The organism is Klebsiella sp. OBRC7 (assembly GCF_000293135.1).
In the GTDB taxonomy this organism is placed as follows: domain Bacteria; phylum Pseudomonadota; class Gammaproteobacteria; order Enterobacterales; family Enterobacteriaceae; genus Klebsiella; species Klebsiella michiganensis.
The window spans coordinates 23,045-37,905 of the sequence record NZ_ALNJ01000064.1 but is presented as its reverse complement, the minus strand read 5'-3'; the positions used below and the strand labels follow the sequence as shown (position 1 = coordinate 37,905).

Sequence of the window (14,861 nt, the reverse complement as noted above, 5' to 3'; positions counted from 1 at the left end):
CAGGCGGTCAGATCTCCCCGACGCGGATAACGGTCGGGGAGAGGGCGATCAGACGGGCATCGATTTACGAATGGCACTCAGCAGGGTTTGCGTTCCCGCGGTGAGCGTGGCGTCCACCCGGGTGAGAATACCTATCGGTTCGCCCGCGCCCTGGGTGGGCACCGGTAACGCGGCCAGCAGCCCACGGCGCAGGTCGTCTTTGACTGCGCCGGAGGGGACAAACCAGACGTAGTCGTAATCGACGGTGAGCTGGCGCGACAGGGAAGCCGACAGCGTCTCGATGCAGCCAGACGGAATTTTGCAGCCCTGGCTTTGCAGCAGGGTTTCGGCGTTCTGTCGCGGCAGCGTACCTTTGGGCGAAACCACCACCGGCCACTCCATGACCCGACTCAGCGTAACCGTTTCCTGCAGCAGCGGATGCCCCGGACGAACCACCAGCTTCAGGGATTCGAGAAACAGCAGTTCATAGTTCAACCCGCTCATCAACTCCGGATCGGACATCCGTCCGATACCGATATCGATTTCTCCCGATTTGAGTCCGGCCAGCAGCATGGTGTTATTCATGGTCGCCACCTGCAGGGTGATATCTTTTTGCTGCTGATGGAACTGGCCGATCACCGAGGGCAGGATCCCAAGCGCGGCAGTGGGGAGCGCCCCGATGCGCACGATATCGCTGTTGAGGCCTTCTTTACGGTTTAGCGCCTGTCCCGCGGTATTGAGCGCGTCGAGCACTTTAACCGCGTGGGTGAGAAACTGTTCGCCAACCAGCGTGAGCTGCGCGCCGAGGCGTCCACGCTCAAACAGCCGGGTACCGGTGAGCTGCTCCAGTTCGTTTAACGTTTTGGATAAGGCCGGTTGACTCAGATTTAAGGTTTCAGCCGCACGCCCAAGAGTTCCCTGTTGAGCGACGGCCACGAAAGTATGTAGATGGCGCAAGCGAATGCGCTGACTGAAAAGACCATTTTTTTGCATAATCAATGTTAAAAACAGAGGCGTCCCAGTGACAAGTAAGGGCGATTAAAATTGTTAACTTTATAGCAAAATATTATTAACATTTTATATTATTATTTTACAAGTTGATTTTATTGAGTTTGCCATATAGCGTCGCCCCTGACCGGCAGGGGCGGAAAAGCAAGAAAAAACTCAGATATCGAAGAAGACGGTTTCGTTTTCGCCCTGCAGGTGAATATCGAAGCGATACACGATCTCCGCGCCGCGGACCTCGCGCTGCGCGATGAGGGTCTGGCGACGCACTTCCCACTCAATCAGATTCAGCACCGGGTCGACCTGGTTGGCATCCTGCTCGTCGGAAAAGTACATCCGCGTGTTGAGGCCAATATTAATCCCGCGGGCGACCACCCACAGATTGACGTGCGGCGCCATGGTGCGCCCGTCGCGACCTACCACGGCCCCGGGTTTAATGGTTTCGAAGCGCCAGACGCCGCTGGTGAAGTCCGAGCAGCTGCGTCCCCAGCCGCGAAACGCCGCATCCAGCTTCTTGCCCTGCTGTCGGTCGTCGGGATGGTTATAGCGCCCGGCGGCGTTGGCCTGCCAGATTTCCAGCAGTACATCGCGCACCGGCGTGCCGGAGCCGTCGATGACTCTGCCTTCGATAGTAATGCGTTCGCCCTCGGTGTCTGCCGTTGTCAGCGTCGGGCCAAAATTTTTCTCAAAGATATGGAAACCGGCGGCGTCCGGCGCGAGGCCGATATGCACATAAGGGCCGGCGGTTTGTGAAGCGGTTTCAGGTAAATAATCTTTCATCGGGCGGCCCCCTGCGTGCGGTTTTCAAACAGCGTTGCGCGATGGCCGCGCAGCACGAGATCAAAACGGTAAGCCAGAGAGTCCAGCGGTACGGCGGCATGGGTATCCAGCTCGGCGATTAATGTCCTGATGGCATCATCGTTATTGATGGTTTTGACAATAGGACACTGTTTAATCAGCGGATCGCCTTCGAAATACATCTGCGTGATCAGGCGCTGTGCCCAAGCGTCGCCGGAGAGCGAAAAGTGAATATGCGCTGGACGCCAGTCGCTTACCTGGTTGCGCCACGGATAGGGGCCGGGCTTGATGGTGCGGAAACAATAGTAGCCGTTTTCGTCGGTCAGCACCCGTCCGCAGCCGCCAAAGTTCGGGTCGATAGGCGCCAGGTATTGATCTTTCTTATGCCGGTAGCGTCCGCCCGCGTTGGCCTGCCAGACTTCGACCAGCGTATTTTTCATTGGTCGGCCAAACCCATCGCGAACGTAGCCGTGGACGATTATCCTTTCGCCAATCGGCAGGCCGTCTTTGGCGTAGTTGAGGATCAGGTCGTTATCGAGCGCGCCGAGATCGTCGCTGCTGAACACCGGTCCGGTGATTTCAGAAAGGGAATTCTGCAGGGAAATGAGCGCATTGCGCGGCGAGCGCAGCACGCTGGTTTTATAGCCCGGGGCGTAAGCGGGAGGATGGCTGCTGTAGTCGCGGTGCAGGACCTCGCGCGGTGACCATTTATCGTTCATGAGGGTACTCCATATTATCGGTAGAGAGGCATGTTGTTGTAATGTCGCCACTCGCAGTGTGTGTAAATGTTTTGTTAATTTAAAGTGAAATTAAATGGTATTTAACATAACCGGCGGTTATGAAGTGAGCGGGTGAAAATAAACCGGCCAGCTACCGCCATCACAGTTTGTAAATTCTTCCCGCCGTCTGCAGAGAGCTTTCCTAAACTCCAGGGAGAATTCACTGGAGGTAAGACATCATGGCGAACACCATCACGGCTGATGAGATTCGGGAAAGCTTTTCGCAGGCGATGTCGGCGATGTACCAGCAGGAAGTTCCGCAGTACGGGACGCTACTTGAGCTGGTGGCCGACGTTAACCTGGCCATACTGGAGAATAACCCGACGCTGCACGAACAACTGGCCAACGCCGATGAACTGGCGCGGCTGAACGTTGAACGCCACGGCGCTATCCGCGTCGGTACGGCGGAGGAACTGGCGACATTGCGTCGCATGTTTGCCATTATGGGAATGTATCCCGTCAGCTATTACGATCTGTCGCAGGCCGGCGTACCGGTTCACTCCACCGCGTTTCGCCCCATTGATGACGCCGCGCTGGCGCGCAATCCGTTTCGCGTTTTTACCTCGCTTCTACGACTTGAACTTATCGCCAATGAGGCTTTGCGTCAGCGGGCGGCGGATATCCTTTCCCGACGCGATATCTTCACGCCGCGCTGTCGTGAACTGATCGCGTTACATGAACAGAAAGGGGAGTTTACCGCCGCAGAGGCCCGCGAGTTTGTGCAACAGGCGCTGGAAACCTTTCGCTGGCATCGACACGCCACCGTCGATGAGGAAACCTATCACGCGCTGCATGAAGAGCACCGGCTGATTGCCGATGTGGTCTGTTTCCCCGGCTGCCACATTAATCATCTGACGCCCCGCACCCTGGATATTGACCGGGTGCAGGCGTTAATGCCCGAATGCGGTATCGCGCCAAAGGCGTTGATAGAAGGGCCGCCGCGCCGCGATGTGCCCATTTTACTGCGCCAGACCAGCTTTAAGGCCCTTGAGGAGCCGGTGATGTTTGCCGGAGAGCATAGAGGCACGCATACGGCTCGCTTTGGCGAAATCGAACAGCGCGGCATCGCCCTGACGCCGAAGGGCCGCGCCCTGTACGACCGACTGCTTGGCGAGGCGGGGGTGGGCAAAGATAATCTCACCCATCAGCGTCATCTGCAGGAGGTGTTTAGTCCGTTCCCGGACAGCGAATTCCTGCTGCGTCAGCAGGGGCTGGCGTACTTTCGCTATCGCCTGACGCCCGCCGGCGAAGCGCACCGTCAGGCGTTTCGTCAGGGCGACGATCCGCAGCCGCTGATTGAACGCGGCTGGGTCATCGCACAACCGATTATTTATGAAGACTTTTTGCCGGTCAGCGCCGCCGGGATTTTTCAGTCTAACCTGGGCAACGAGATACAGACCCGCAGCCACGGCAACGCCAGCCGCCAGGCCTTTGAGGAGGCGCTGGGCTGTCCGGTCTATGATGAGTTTGCCCTTTATCAACAGGCGGAAGAGCGCAGTAAACGACGTTGCGGTCTGCTGTAAAATCAGTACTCTGCTGGCATGAGTCGTTAAAGGAAGCAGGTCATGCAGAATCCGTCTACCCCGCTGGTGAAAACCCGGCAGGGCACCCTATCCGGCACCGCTGAAGAGAACATGTATATCTGGCGCGGTATACCCTATGCCGCGCCGCCCGTCGGCGATCTCCGCTGGCGCGCGCCGCAGCCTGCCGCCCGCTGGCAGGGCGTGCGCCGGGCGGAGAGTTTCTCGGCCTCCAGCTGGCAGGATATTGAGTACTGTCGCGAGCTCGGCGGCGGCGATCCCGGCCGCTTTTCCGAGGATTGCCTGTACCTTAACGTCTGGTCACCCGCTTCGCGCGCGCAGCCGCTGCCGGTGATGGTCTGGCTACACGGCGGCGGCTATACCATCGGTGCGGGAAGCTTACCGCCCTATGACGGCAAAGCCTTAGCGTCCCGTGACGTGGTGGTGGTGACGGTTAACTACCGGCTGGGGCATCTGGGCTTTTTTGCCCATCCGGCGCTGGAGGAAGAGGAGGGGGAGCGCATCTATAATTTCGCGCTGCTCGATCAGATCGCCGCCCTGCAGTGGGTTCAGGAGAACATCCACGCCTTCGGCGGCGATGCGGCCAACGTGACGCTGTTCGGCGAGTCCGCCGGGGCGCGCAGCGTGCTGTCGCTCATGGTTTCGCCAAAATCCAGAGGGCTGTTCCATAAGGCGATTATTCAGAGCGGCTATACCTTGCCGGATCTGCCGCGGGAAAAGGCGCTGGCCAAAGGGCAGCTCATCGCGGAGCACTTCGCTTTACCGCAGGCCAGCGCCGAACAGCTGCGGGCGATTCCGGCGGACGCGTTCTGGTCGCTGACCGCGCCGCTTACCATCGGCCCGGCGCCCATTGTTGGCGATGCCGTACTGCCGCAGCCGATGCTGGAGACTTTTTTTAGCGGGCGTCAGCACCCGCTGCCGGTGATGATTGGCTCGAACAGCGATGAGGCCAGCGTCATGGCGGTGTTTGGCGTCGATATCGCCGGGCAGATCCAGAAGCTTCGCCGCGAACGCCGTTTTGGTCTCGGTTTGATTAAGCTGCTCTATCCCGGCGTCAAGGGCGATGAAGCATTAGGGCGTGAAGTCTGCCGCGATATGGCCTTTACCACCCTGGGCTACGTGGTGATGCAGGCGCAGCAGCGGGTAGGGCAACCGTGCTGGCGCTACTGGTTTGACTACGTTGCCGAGGCGGAACACCAAACCTATCCGCACGGCGCGTGGCACGGTAATGAAGTGGCGTACGTTTTTGACAACCTCGACCTTGCCGAGCCGGTACGACAGTATGCGAACGAGCGCGACCGGACCTTTGCCGCCCGGGTTGCCGACTATTGGGCTAGCTTTGCCCGTGTAGCGGGTAACGGCTGCCACGAGCTCTCCGGGCCGGTGCGCTGGCCCGCCAGCGTGCGCGGACGGGACCGTCTGTTGCGTATCGGTTTGCACAAGCGGGCCGGTTTTAAAGTGGAAAACCGTTTTATGCGCGCGCGTCTGGCGCTGTTTCGGCGGGTGATGAAGCACCATGTGACGCTGGATTAACGCTGTCCGGAAGATCTCCGTTTGCCGCGGTACGTTCTGCAAATGGAACAATGCGTCCCACTTTAGGCGGCTAATCCTCAGTCAGCGATTACACTAAAATCGGTCCTGTTAACCCTGCATCCGCAGAACCTGCGTTCTGACGGAAGATCTGACGTTAAAATGAGGAAGAAACCATGGCCAAACCGTATGTTCGTCTGGATAAAAGTGATGCTGCCGTGCTGCTGGTCGATCACCAGACCGGATTACTCTCTCTGGTACGCGATATCGATCCCGATAAATTCAAGAACAACGTCCTTGCCCTTGGCGACCTGGCGAAGTACTTCGGTCTGCCGACTATCTTAACCACCAGCTTTGAGAACGGCCCCAATGGCCCGCTGGTGCCGGAGCTGAAAGCGCAATTCCCCGATGCGCCCTATATCGCGCGCCCGGGTAATATTAACGCCTGGGATAACGAAGATTTTGTTAAGGCAGTCAAAGCGACGGGCAAAAAGCAGCTGATTATTGCCGGGGTGGTGACGGAAGTTTGCGTGGCCTTTCCGGCGCTTTCGGCCATTGAAGAGGGGTTTGAGGTGTTTGTGGTGACCGATGCTTCCGGTACCTTTAACCCGATTACCCGCGATGCCGCCTGGGATCGTATGTCGCAGGCTGGGGTACAGCTGATGTCGTGGTTTGGCGTTGCCTGCGAACTACACCGCGACTGGCGTAATGATATCGAAGGGCTGGGAACGCTGTTCTCCAACCATATTCCGGATTATCGCAACCTGATGACCAGTTTTAACCTTCTGCAGCAAAAATAATCGCCTGCGCGGCCAGCGTTCGTCTGGCCGCTTCCTGTTTCGCTTCGGCGTCGCGGTATTCAGCATGAAACGCCGCCGGTTGGCGAAATCATCGCCGTCCACCGGATATCGGTAATTCGGTCTGGTGCGGTGGACATATTTTTTCACGCATTTCTGCCGTCAACAATTGGATTATCAATCATTTTTGTCTAGAGTGAGCGACATTCACGACGCATGGGTTTGTTACGTCGCGTCTCAATTCACATATGAAGAAGGATGCTCTCTCAGGCATGAACCGCAGACGTTTTCTCAAATCTTCCATGGCTGTTGCCGCCGTATGCGGAACGTCAGGAGTTGCCTCTTTATTCTCGAAAGCGGCCTTCGCCGAGGACTCGGGAATTGCCGACGGCCAGACCCGTCGCTTTGACTATTCCGTACTTCAGTCGATGGCTCACGATCTTGCGCGTCAGCCCTGGGGCGGCGCGCCGCGCGATCTGCCGCCAACCCTGGCAAACCTGACCCCGCAGGCCTACAACAGCATTCAGTACGATGCTGCGCACTCCCTGTGGAGTAATATCGAAGAGCGCAAGCTGGATATTCAGTTCTTCCACGTCGGGATGGGGTTCCGCCGCCGCGTACGGATGTTCTCCCTGGATTCACAAACCCAGCAGGCGCGGGAAATTCACTTCCGTCCTGAGCTGTTTAAATATAATGACGCCGGCGTTGACACCAAACAGCTGGAAGGACAGAGCGATCTCGGCTTTGCCGGGTTCCGCGTGTTTAAGGCGCCGGAGCTGGCGCGCCGCGATATCGTCGCCTTCCTCGGCGCGAGCTACTTCCGCGCGGTAGACAGCACTTATCAATACGGACTCTCCGCCCGCGGCCTGGCGATCGATACCTTTACCGATACGCCGGAAGAGTTTCCGGACTTCACCTCCTTCTGGTTTGAGACCGTGAAACCGGGGGCAACGGTATTTACCGTCTATGCGCTGCTCGATAGCCCAAGCGTCACCGGCGCCTATAAGTTCGTGGTTAACTGTCAGGAGACGCAGGTGATTATGGATGTGGAAAACCACATCTACGCGCGTAAAGACATCAAACAGCTGGGCATCGCGCCGATGACCAGTATGTTCAGCTGCGGCAATAACGAACGGCGGATGTGCGACACTATCCATCCGCAGATCCACGACTCCGACCGCCTGTCGATGTGGCTGGGCAACGGCGAGTGGGTGTGCCGCCCGCTGAATAACCCGCAGAAGCTGCAGTTCAACGCTTTCCAGGATAAAAATCCGCGCGGTTTTGGCCTGCTGCAGCTGGATCGCGACTTCTCCCACTATCAGGACATCATGGGCTGGTATAACAAACGCCCGAGCCTGTGGGTGGAGCCGCGCAACCAGTGGGATAAAGGGGCCGTCAACCTGATGGAGATCCCGACGACCGGTGAAACGCTGGACAATATCGTTTGCTTCTGGCAGCCCGAGAAGCCGGTGAAAGCCGGGGATGAGCTGGACTTCCGCTATCGACTTTACTGGAGCGCGCAGCCGCCGGTCCGTTCGCCGCTGGCGCGGGTATTGGCCACGCGTACCGGAATGGGCGGTTTCCCTGAAGGCTGGGCGCCGGGTGAGCACTACCCGGATAAATGGACCCGTCGTTTTGCTATCGATTTTGTCGGCGGTGACCTGAAGGCCGCGGCGCCAAGAGGCATTGAGCCGGTGATTACCCTGTCGAGCGGCGAAGCGAAGCAGATAGAGATTCTCTACGTGGAACCGTTTGATGGCTATCGCATCCAGTTTGACTGGTATCCGACCTCGGATTCGACCGACCCGGTCGAAATGCGCATGTTCCTGCGCTGCCAGGGGGAAGCGATCAGCGAAACCTGGCTGTATCAGTACTTCCCGCCAGCGCCAGACAAGCGTAACTATGTTGACGATCGGGTAATGAAATAATCGCCCTATATTCCGCCCGCTAAGGTAACTTAGCGGGCGTTTGTTTTTTAATCAGACTATTAATCAGAGTCCATTATGACTGATGAAAACGCGCCTGCGAGAGAAACTATCCCCGTCACCGAGTCACTTTCTCTGCGCGCTGTGGATGAAAGCCACGTCGCTGAGCTGCATCAGCTGGTGATCAAGAACCAGCGCTGGCTCCAGCAATCGCTGAGCTGGCCCGCTGACGTCAGTCACGAAGACGAAACCCGCCGCCACGTGCAGGGCAACGTGATGCTGCACCAGCGCGGTTACGCCAAAATGTTTTTGCTCTTTCTGCGAGAAGAGATCGTCGGCGTGCTGTCGTTTAACCAGATTGAGCCGATCAATAAGACCGCATACATCGGCTACTGGATTGATGAAAGCCACCAGGGGCAGGGGCTGCTTTCTCAGGCGCTGCAGGCGCTGATGGACGCTTTTGCCCGCAGCGGGACGGTTCGCCGCTTCGTGATTAAATGCCGGGTAGCAAACCAGAGAAGCAATCAGGTCGCCCTGCGTAACGGCTTCACCCTCGAAGGGTGCCTGAAGCAGGCCGAGTATCTGAACGGTTCGTACGATGACCAGAATATCTACGGGCGCATTATTGATTGTGACACCGGGCAATTCCCGGCTCGCGGCTGACGCCTTGCCCGGGCGACGGGCCGCGCTGAGATGTAGGCCGCGCCCTCCGGAGAACAGCGCGCAGGGGCCTGAAGCTGATAAACCACGCGGTCGGGAGCAAAGGTTATAGAAAGCCGACAATGGGCGTGCGGGTAAAAAGTTCGTCGCCGTTTATCACTTTCTCCCCTCTGATAGAAATGGCGTCGCCCGCGCTGGCTTCAATTCGCGCCCTGTCGCCGATCGTCACCTGATGTTCAATCACTACATCGCCGCAAATGACCGCATGGCCTTCAATTAACACATTATCGTCCAGCAGAATCGGCCCGCCGCGCAGGTGCGCATGCCCGCCGACCATCACCCGATGCTTCAGCAGGCAGTTGCCTTCGACCACCGCGTGCTCCGCCACCTGTGAGCTGTAGCGCAGGGTGGGGATGGCGTCCTCTTCCCGCCCGGCGATAATCCTCGCGTGGCCATAAACTCGCGCGTTATCGCAGACCCAGACGTCGTTTTCGTCGTTACCCTCCAGCCGCGCGCAATCGAAGATTTCCGCCCGATGCTCAATAAATGCGTGTTCGACAAACGCGTCGCCGTAAACTTGCGCCTGGTGAACGATGCGCGAAGCGCTGACCGTTGCCCGCTGATAAATGCGCAGGATTTTGTCGCTGTCGGCGGTCAGACCCTGGGCGGCGATAATAAGCGAGTGGGGGAGGATGCGCGCATTGTCGGCCAGGTGGCAATAACCCCGAATCTGCGAATGCGAAACGGTGACGTTGTCACTTATTCGCGCGCAGTGGCTTGCCTGCACGCTGTCCAGTCGCGCGTTATCGCTGACGATGGCGCCATGGCTGATAATGCACTCGCCGGTCAAGCGGGCATTACCCTCGATTTTCGCACCGGCAAACACCGCGCTATTCGGGTCATAAATCCAGCACTCGCCTTCGTGGCTCAGGGCTGCTTCATTGTCCAGCCAGCCGCCTTCATCGCCGCTTTTCACGTCAGCGAAATCGCGTAAGGCGACAATTTGCCGCAGATTGACGCTGTGTTTGTTTCCGTCGGCTTCATAGTGAAACTGGCGAACCTTCTCGCTGAGGTAATATTTGCGCATCTGCTTTTCTCATTACATATGGTTAACATAAACATAGCAAAAAACGCCGTAGCGTGTTTTTGAAGGTTCTTTTAGAATGCAACTTCAGATAAATTGAAAATTTAAACAAAATGAATAAAGAGCAGCGCGTGAACCGGGTGCTGAATCTCCCGGCGGGCTATTTTGGTATGGTTCTGGGCATTATCGGCATGGGCTTCGCCTGGCGGTACGCCAGCACGATCTGGCCGGTGAGCAGGACAATCGGCGACGGTCTGGTTATCGTGGCCACCCTCGTCTGGGCGCTGCTGGCGCTGGCGTTTATCAGCCGGGCAGTCCGTTTCCCGCACAGCGTACTGCAGGAGATGCGCCATCCGATGGCCAGCAGTTTTGTCAGCCTGTTTCCGGCGACGACCATGCTGGTGGCCATCGGCTTTGTTCCCTGGCTGCGGCCGCTCTCGCTGGTGTTATTCGCGATTGGCGTAGTGCTGCAGCTAAGCTATGCGGCCTGGCAGAGCGCCGGGCTATGGCGGGGGAAGCATCCCCATGAGGCGACCACTCCGGGCCTCTATCTGCCGACGGTGGCGAATAACTTTATCAGCGCCATGGCCTGCGGCGCGCTGGGCTTTACCGACGCCGGACTGGTGTTTCTGGGCGCCGGCTTATTCTCCTGGCTTAGCCTTGAACCGGTGATTCTGCAGCGCCTGCGCAGCGACGGCGAACTGCCGGTGGCCATGCGCACCGCCCTCGGCATTCAGCTGGCGCCGGCGCTGGTGGCGTGCAGCGCCTGGCTGAGCGTGAACGGCGGCGAGGCGGATACCTTCGCTAAGCTGCTGTTCGGCTATGGTCTGCTGCAGCTGCTGTTTATGCTGCGCCTGATGCCGTGGTACCTGCGCCAGCCGTTTAACGCCTCGTTCTGGAGCTTCTCGTTCGGCATCTCCGCGCTGGCGACCACCGGCCTGCATCTCGGTCATCAGCATCCGGACGGCTTTTTCAATACCCTCGCGCTCCCGCTGTTTCTCTTCACCAATCTGATCGTCGGGCTGCTGCTGATTCGAACCTTCCTGCTGCTAATGTGCGGTAAACTGCTGATTCGCGTTGAGCGCGACACATTATTAAAAAATAAGGATTAACCATGACGCTTCGTGACGAAAATTACTTCACCGACAAATACGGGATGACCCGCACCCACTCTGAGGTGCTGCATGCCGCCACGCTGATCGCGCCGGGTAAGGCGCTGGATCTGGGCTGCGGCAACGGGCGCAATAGCCTCTATCTGGCGGCCAACGGGTTTGATGTCACCGCGTGGGATAAAAATCCGGCCAGTATCAGCAATCTTGAGCGCATTCGTCAGGCGGAAGGGCTGGAGAATCTGCGGACGGCGATTAAGGACCTTAACGCCCTCAGTTTTGACGGCGAGTATGACTTTATTCTTTCGACCGTGGTGATGATGTTCCTCGACGCGAAGACCATCCCGGGTCTGATTGCTAACATGCAGCGCTGCACCAGGCCCGGCGGCTACAATCTGATTGTTGCGGCTATGGATACCGACGATTATCCGTGCAGCGTCGGCTTCCCGTTCGCGTTTAAACCGGGAGAGCTGCGTAATGATTATGAAGGCTGGACGTTACTCAAATATAACGAAGACGTCGGTGAACTCCACCGCACCGACGCCAGCGGTAACCGGATTAAGCTGCGTTTCGCCACGATGCTGGCGCGTAAACCGGCTTAACGCGCAGCTAACAGGCAGAGTTGTAACGCGGTCCGATAAGAGGCCTCAAAGGCGCGCAGCGGCAGAAACTCAAATTTCGAGTGGAAGTTGTGCGCGCCGGTAAAGAAGTTGGGCGTTAATACGCCTTTTGCCGACAGGGCCGCGCCGTCGGTGCCGCCGCGCATCGGCGTCGGTTTCGGCGTAATGCCTAAGCTTTCCATCGCTTCGAACATCAGATCAACGGCGCGGCGGTCTTCGCCGATGGCATTGCTGATGTTGCTATAAGTATCGCTGATGTGAAATTCCACCTTACCGGTCGGATACTGCGCGGCGATTTTCTGCGCCACCTCGCTAATTTGCTGCTTACGATGATGAAAACTTTCGAGGTCGAAATCGCGAATGCTGGCCTGCAGCAGGGTGCTGTTCTGATCGCCCTGGATACCGTTAAACCAAACGTAGCCCTCGCGTCCGGCGGTATGCTCCGGCGTTTGCTGGCGATCGAAATGGCTCATGTAATCCGTGGCCATCAGCAGCGGGTTCACCAGCACGCCCTTTGATGACATGGGGTGAGCGGTCACGCCGGTAAAGCGAATCTCCGCGGCGGCGGCGTTAAAGTTCTCATAGACGATTTCGCCGAGCTCGCAGCAGTCGATGGTCCAGGCAAAATCGACGGCAAAGCGCGCGAGATCCAGCGCCTTCGCGCCGCGCAGGCCCACTTCTTCATCCGGCACAAACGCGACCACGATGTCGCCGTGGCGGTGTTCCGCCGTCAGGTTTTCCAGCACCGTCATCACCACCGTAACGGCGGACTTGTTATCCGCCCCGAGCACGCTGGTGCCGTCGCTGAAAATAATCTCTTCATTGGGATAAGCGAGGATTTCCGGATGTTCCGCAACGCGCAGCCAGATATCCTTATCCCTGTTCAAACAGAGATCTTCACCAGTAAAACGCAGAATTTGTGGATGAATATCCGGCGACAAACCGACGTCAACGGTATCGATGTGGGTAATAAAGCCAATCCGCGGCGCGCCTGCGACGTTACCCTTTTTCACCGCCGTGACGGTGGCGCGCTCGTCAATGATAATCTCATCCAGCCCCAGCTGGCGTAGCTCATCCGCAAGGGCCTGCGCCATCGCGTGTTGCCCGGCGGTGGTAGGCAGCGTCGTGGCTCGCGGGTCGCTTTGGCTGGTTATCGCCAGGTAGCGAAAGAAGCGTTGGGTTAATTGACTGGCCAGGGCTGATGACATAGTGATTCCTTCTTTATTCGAGTTTTCAGGTGTTTGCAATCAGGCTTTAGTGTTATGTATGGAAGGGAAAACAACAAGCTATTCATTAGCTGACAAATTAAAAAGGAAAACCTATGCAACGCAGATTCACGACGCTTGCTCTGGCGTTAGCGGCCCTGACGGCCAGCTCGGCCATTAGCGCAAAAACGCTGGTCTACTGCTCAGAAGGATCGCCGGAAAACTTTAACCCGCAACTCTACACCTCCGGGACCAGCGTGGACGCCAGCGCGGTGCCGGTCTATAACCGACTGGTCGATTTTAAAGCCGGCACCACAGAACTGGTGCCGAGCCTCGCCGAAAGCTGGGAAGTCAGCGAAGATGGGAAAGTTTATACTTTTCATTTACGCAAAGGCGTTAAATTCCAGAGTAATAAATATTTTAAACCCAGCCGCGATTTTAATGCCGACGACGTTATTTTTTCGTTTATGCGGCAAAAGGATCCTCAACACCCTTATCACAATATCTCCAGCGGCAACTATTCTAATTTTGAGAGCCTTGAATTTGGCCAGTTAGTTACCGCGATTGATAAGCCTGATGAATATACGGTGCGTTTCACGCTGGCCCATGCCGAAGCGCCATTTGTCGCCGATCTTGCCTGGTATTTCGCCTCTATTTTATCGGCGGAATATGCCGATGCGATGTTAAAAGCCGGTACACCAGAGCGTGTGGATATGGACCCGATTGGTACCGGTCCTTTCAGGCTCGCGCAATATCAAAAAGATTCCCGAATTCTTTTCACGGCGTTCCCGGAATACTGGCAGGGGAAGGCGCATATCGATCGTCTCATTTTTAGTATCACGCCGGACGCCTCGGTGCGCTACGCCAAGCTAGAGAAAAACGAGTGCCAGGTGATGCCGTTCCCCAATCCAGCCGACCTGCCGCGTATGAAAGAGAACGACGCGATCAACCTGATGAGCAAAGCGGGCCTTAACACCGGTTTCCTGGCGTTTAACACCCAAAAAGCGCCGCTGGACAACGTTAAGGTGCGTCAGGCCCTGGCCATGGCGATCAATAAACCGGCGATCATTGAAGCGGTATTCCACGGTACCGGTACGGCGGCTAAAAACCTGCTGCCGCCGGGCGTATGGAGCGCGGATAGCCAGCTGAAGGATTATGACTACGATCCGCAGAAGGCCAAAGCGCTGCTGGCGGAATCGGGCGTTGCGGGGCCAATTACCATCGATCTGTGGGCGATGCCGGTGCAGCGACCCTATAACCCGAACGCCAAACGCATGGCCGAAATGATCCAGGCCGACTGGGCGAAAATTGGCGTGCAAACGAAAATCACAACCTATGAGTGGGGTGAATACTTAAAGCGGGTGAAGGATGGCGAACATCAGGCGGCGCTGATGGGCTGGACGACCGCGACCGGCGACCCGGATAACTTCTTCGGTCCACTCTTTACCTGCCAGTCGGCGAACGGCGGGTCAAACTCGGCAAAATGGTGCTATCAGCCGTTTGATAAAATTATCGCCGAGGCAAAATCGATAACCGATCGCCAAAAACGCGAAGCGCTCTATCGCCAGGCGCAGCAGATGATGCATGACCAGATGCCGGCAGTCATGATTGCCCACTCGACAATATTTGAACCGGTGCGTAAAAACGTGTCAGGCTACGAAATAGACCCCTTTGGCAAGCATATTTTTTATCAGGTTGATATCAGATAAACAGCCAATCACGGCCCGCCGGCAACGGCGGGTTTATTTTATTGCGCTACTTGACGTAGCACCATTTTTGCCACAAAACTTACCCCTGTTATTTGCTATAACTCTTGCCGAAAATGGTAT

At 57.1% G+C, this 14,861-nt stretch carries 13 protein-coding genes; 8 read left to right on the top strand and 5 right to left on the bottom strand.

The features are described from left to right. Positions 1 to 48 precede the first annotated feature (48 nt). From HMPREF1144_RS12850 to pcaH, 3 genes are all read right to left on the bottom strand, one after another. Positions 49 to 972: a LysR substrate-binding domain-containing protein gene (locus tag HMPREF1144_RS12850; protein WP_004850547.1), complete on the bottom strand. Its 924-nt coding sequence runs from the start codon at positions 970 to 972 to the stop codon at positions 49 to 51. A 171-nt stretch (positions 973 to 1,143) separates the two neighbouring features. Continuing rightward, the gene (gene pcaG / locus HMPREF1144_RS12845; protein WP_004850549.1) at positions 1,144 to 1,764 is read right to left on the bottom strand and encodes a protocatechuate 3,4-dioxygenase subunit alpha; all 621 of its coding nucleotides are present in this window, start codon (positions 1,762 to 1,764) and stop codon (positions 1,144 to 1,146) included. After that, complete coding sequence (gene pcaH, locus HMPREF1144_RS12840; RefSeq protein ID WP_004850552.1) at positions 1,761 to 2,501, bottom strand: protocatechuate 3,4-dioxygenase subunit beta; 741 nt, start codon at positions 2,499 to 2,501, stop codon at positions 1,761 to 1,763. The genes pcaG and pcaH overlap by 4 nt, the downstream gene beginning before the upstream one ends. A gap of 239 nt (positions 2,502 to 2,740) precedes the next feature. Here pcaH and HMPREF1144_RS12835 point away from each other — a divergent pair, with 239 nt between their 5' ends. The 5 genes from HMPREF1144_RS12835 (at position 2,741) to rimL (ending at position 9,017) form a co-directional block, all read left to right on the top strand. Further along, entirely contained in the window at positions 2,741 to 4,084 is a 1,344-nt protein-coding gene (locus HMPREF1144_RS12835) for a VOC family protein (RefSeq protein WP_009653078.1), read from the top strand. 42 nt (positions 4,085 to 4,126) lie between these two features. Further along, on the top strand, positions 4,127 to 5,635 hold the full coding sequence (locus HMPREF1144_RS12830) for a carboxylesterase/lipase family protein (RefSeq protein ID WP_009653057.1): 1,509 nt from the start codon (positions 4,127 to 4,129) through the stop codon (positions 5,633 to 5,635). A 173-nt stretch (positions 5,636 to 5,808) separates the two neighbouring features. Then, the gene (gene ycaC / locus HMPREF1144_RS12825; protein ID WP_004850558.1) at positions 5,809 to 6,432 is read left to right on the top strand and encodes an isochorismate family cysteine hydrolase YcaC; all 624 of its coding nucleotides are present in this window, start codon (positions 5,809 to 5,811) and stop codon (positions 6,430 to 6,432) included. Positions 6,433 to 6,701: 269 nt separating this feature from the next. After that, a complete protein-coding gene (locus tag HMPREF1144_RS12820) occupies positions 6,702 to 8,357 on the top strand; it encodes a glucan biosynthesis protein D (RefSeq protein WP_009653066.1) in 1,656 nt (551 codons plus the stop codon). Positions 8,358 to 8,432: 75 nt separating this feature from the next. After that, positions 8,433 to 9,017: a 50S ribosomal protein L7/L12-serine acetyltransferase gene (rimL, locus tag HMPREF1144_RS12815; RefSeq protein ID WP_004850562.1), complete on the top strand. Its 585-nt coding sequence runs from the start codon at positions 8,433 to 8,435 to the stop codon at positions 9,015 to 9,017. Between the two features lie 103 nt (positions 9,018 to 9,120). Here rimL and ydcK read toward each other — a convergent pair whose 3' ends face one another. Continuing rightward, complete coding sequence (gene ydcK / locus HMPREF1144_RS12810; RefSeq protein ID WP_009653010.1) at positions 9,121 to 10,101, bottom strand: YdcK family protein; 981 nt, start codon at positions 10,099 to 10,101, stop codon at positions 9,121 to 9,123. A gap of 110 nt (positions 10,102 to 10,211) precedes the next feature. Here ydcK and tehA point away from each other — a divergent pair, with 110 nt between their 5' ends. Both tehA and tehB read left to right on the top strand, forming a co-directional pair. Next, entirely contained in the window at positions 10,212 to 11,210 is a 999-nt protein-coding gene (tehA, locus tag HMPREF1144_RS12805; protein ID WP_009653034.1) for a dicarboxylate transporter/tellurite-resistance protein TehA, read from the top strand. Positions 11,211 to 11,212: 2 nt separating this feature from the next. Further along, entirely contained in the window at positions 11,213 to 11,809 is a 597-nt protein-coding gene (tehB, locus tag HMPREF1144_RS12800) for a tellurite resistance methyltransferase TehB (protein WP_004850567.1), read from the top strand. Here tehB and pepT read toward each other — a convergent pair. Then, positions 11,806 to 13,035: a peptidase T gene (pepT, locus tag HMPREF1144_RS12795; RefSeq protein ID WP_009653042.1), complete on the bottom strand. Its 1,230-nt coding sequence runs from the start codon at positions 13,033 to 13,035 to the stop codon at positions 11,806 to 11,808. The genes tehB and pepT overlap by 4 nt on opposite strands. Positions 13,036 to 13,148: 113 nt before the next feature. Between pepT and HMPREF1144_RS12790 the strand changes: the two genes are divergently transcribed. Continuing rightward, entirely contained in the window at positions 13,149 to 14,741 is a 1,593-nt protein-coding gene (locus HMPREF1144_RS12790; RefSeq protein WP_009653051.1) for an ABC transporter substrate-binding protein, read from the top strand. The last annotated feature ends 120 nt before the right edge of the window (positions 14,742 to 14,861 follow it).

What these genes read in the sequence shown, in the direction of transcription:
- rimL (WP_004850562.1), top strand. Translation starts at nt 8,433, where the DNA reads ATGACTGATGAAAACGCGCCTGCGAGAGAAACTATCCCCGTCACCGAG.
- HMPREF1144_RS12830 (WP_009653057.1), top strand. Translation starts at nt 4,127, where the DNA reads ATGCAGAATCCGTCTACCCCGCTGGTGAAAACCCGGCAGGGCACCCTA.
- pcaG (WP_004850549.1), bottom strand. Translation starts at nt 1,764, where the DNA reads ATGAAAGATTATTTACCTGAAACCGCTTCACAAACCGCCGGCCCTTAT.
- pcaH (WP_004850552.1), bottom strand. Translation starts at nt 2,501, where the DNA reads ATGAACGATAAATGGTCACCGCGCGAGGTCCTGCACCGCGACTACAGC.
- ydcK (WP_009653010.1), bottom strand. Translation starts at nt 10,101, where the DNA reads ATGCGCAAATATTACCTCAGCGAGAAGGTTCGCCAGTTTCACTATGAA.
- HMPREF1144_RS12850 (WP_004850547.1), bottom strand. Translation starts at nt 972, where the DNA reads ATGCAAAAAAATGGTCTTTTCAGTCAGCGCATTCGCTTGCGCCATCTA.
- pepT (WP_009653042.1), bottom strand. Translation starts at nt 13,035, where the DNA reads ATGTCATCAGCCCTGGCCAGTCAATTAACCCAACGCTTCTTTCGCTAC.
- HMPREF1144_RS12835 (WP_009653078.1), top strand. Translation starts at nt 2,741, where the DNA reads ATGGCGAACACCATCACGGCTGATGAGATTCGGGAAAGCTTTTCGCAG.
- tehB (WP_004850567.1), top strand. Translation starts at nt 11,213, where the DNA reads ATGACGCTTCGTGACGAAAATTACTTCACCGACAAATACGGGATGACC.
- HMPREF1144_RS12790 (WP_009653051.1), top strand. Translation starts at nt 13,149, where the DNA reads ATGCAACGCAGATTCACGACGCTTGCTCTGGCGTTAGCGGCCCTGACG.
- HMPREF1144_RS12820 (WP_009653066.1), top strand. Translation starts at nt 6,702, where the DNA reads ATGAACCGCAGACGTTTTCTCAAATCTTCCATGGCTGTTGCCGCCGTA.
- ycaC (WP_004850558.1), top strand. Translation starts at nt 5,809, where the DNA reads ATGGCCAAACCGTATGTTCGTCTGGATAAAAGTGATGCTGCCGTGCTG.
- tehA (WP_009653034.1), top strand. Translation starts at nt 10,212, where the DNA reads ATGAATAAAGAGCAGCGCGTGAACCGGGTGCTGAATCTCCCGGCGGGC.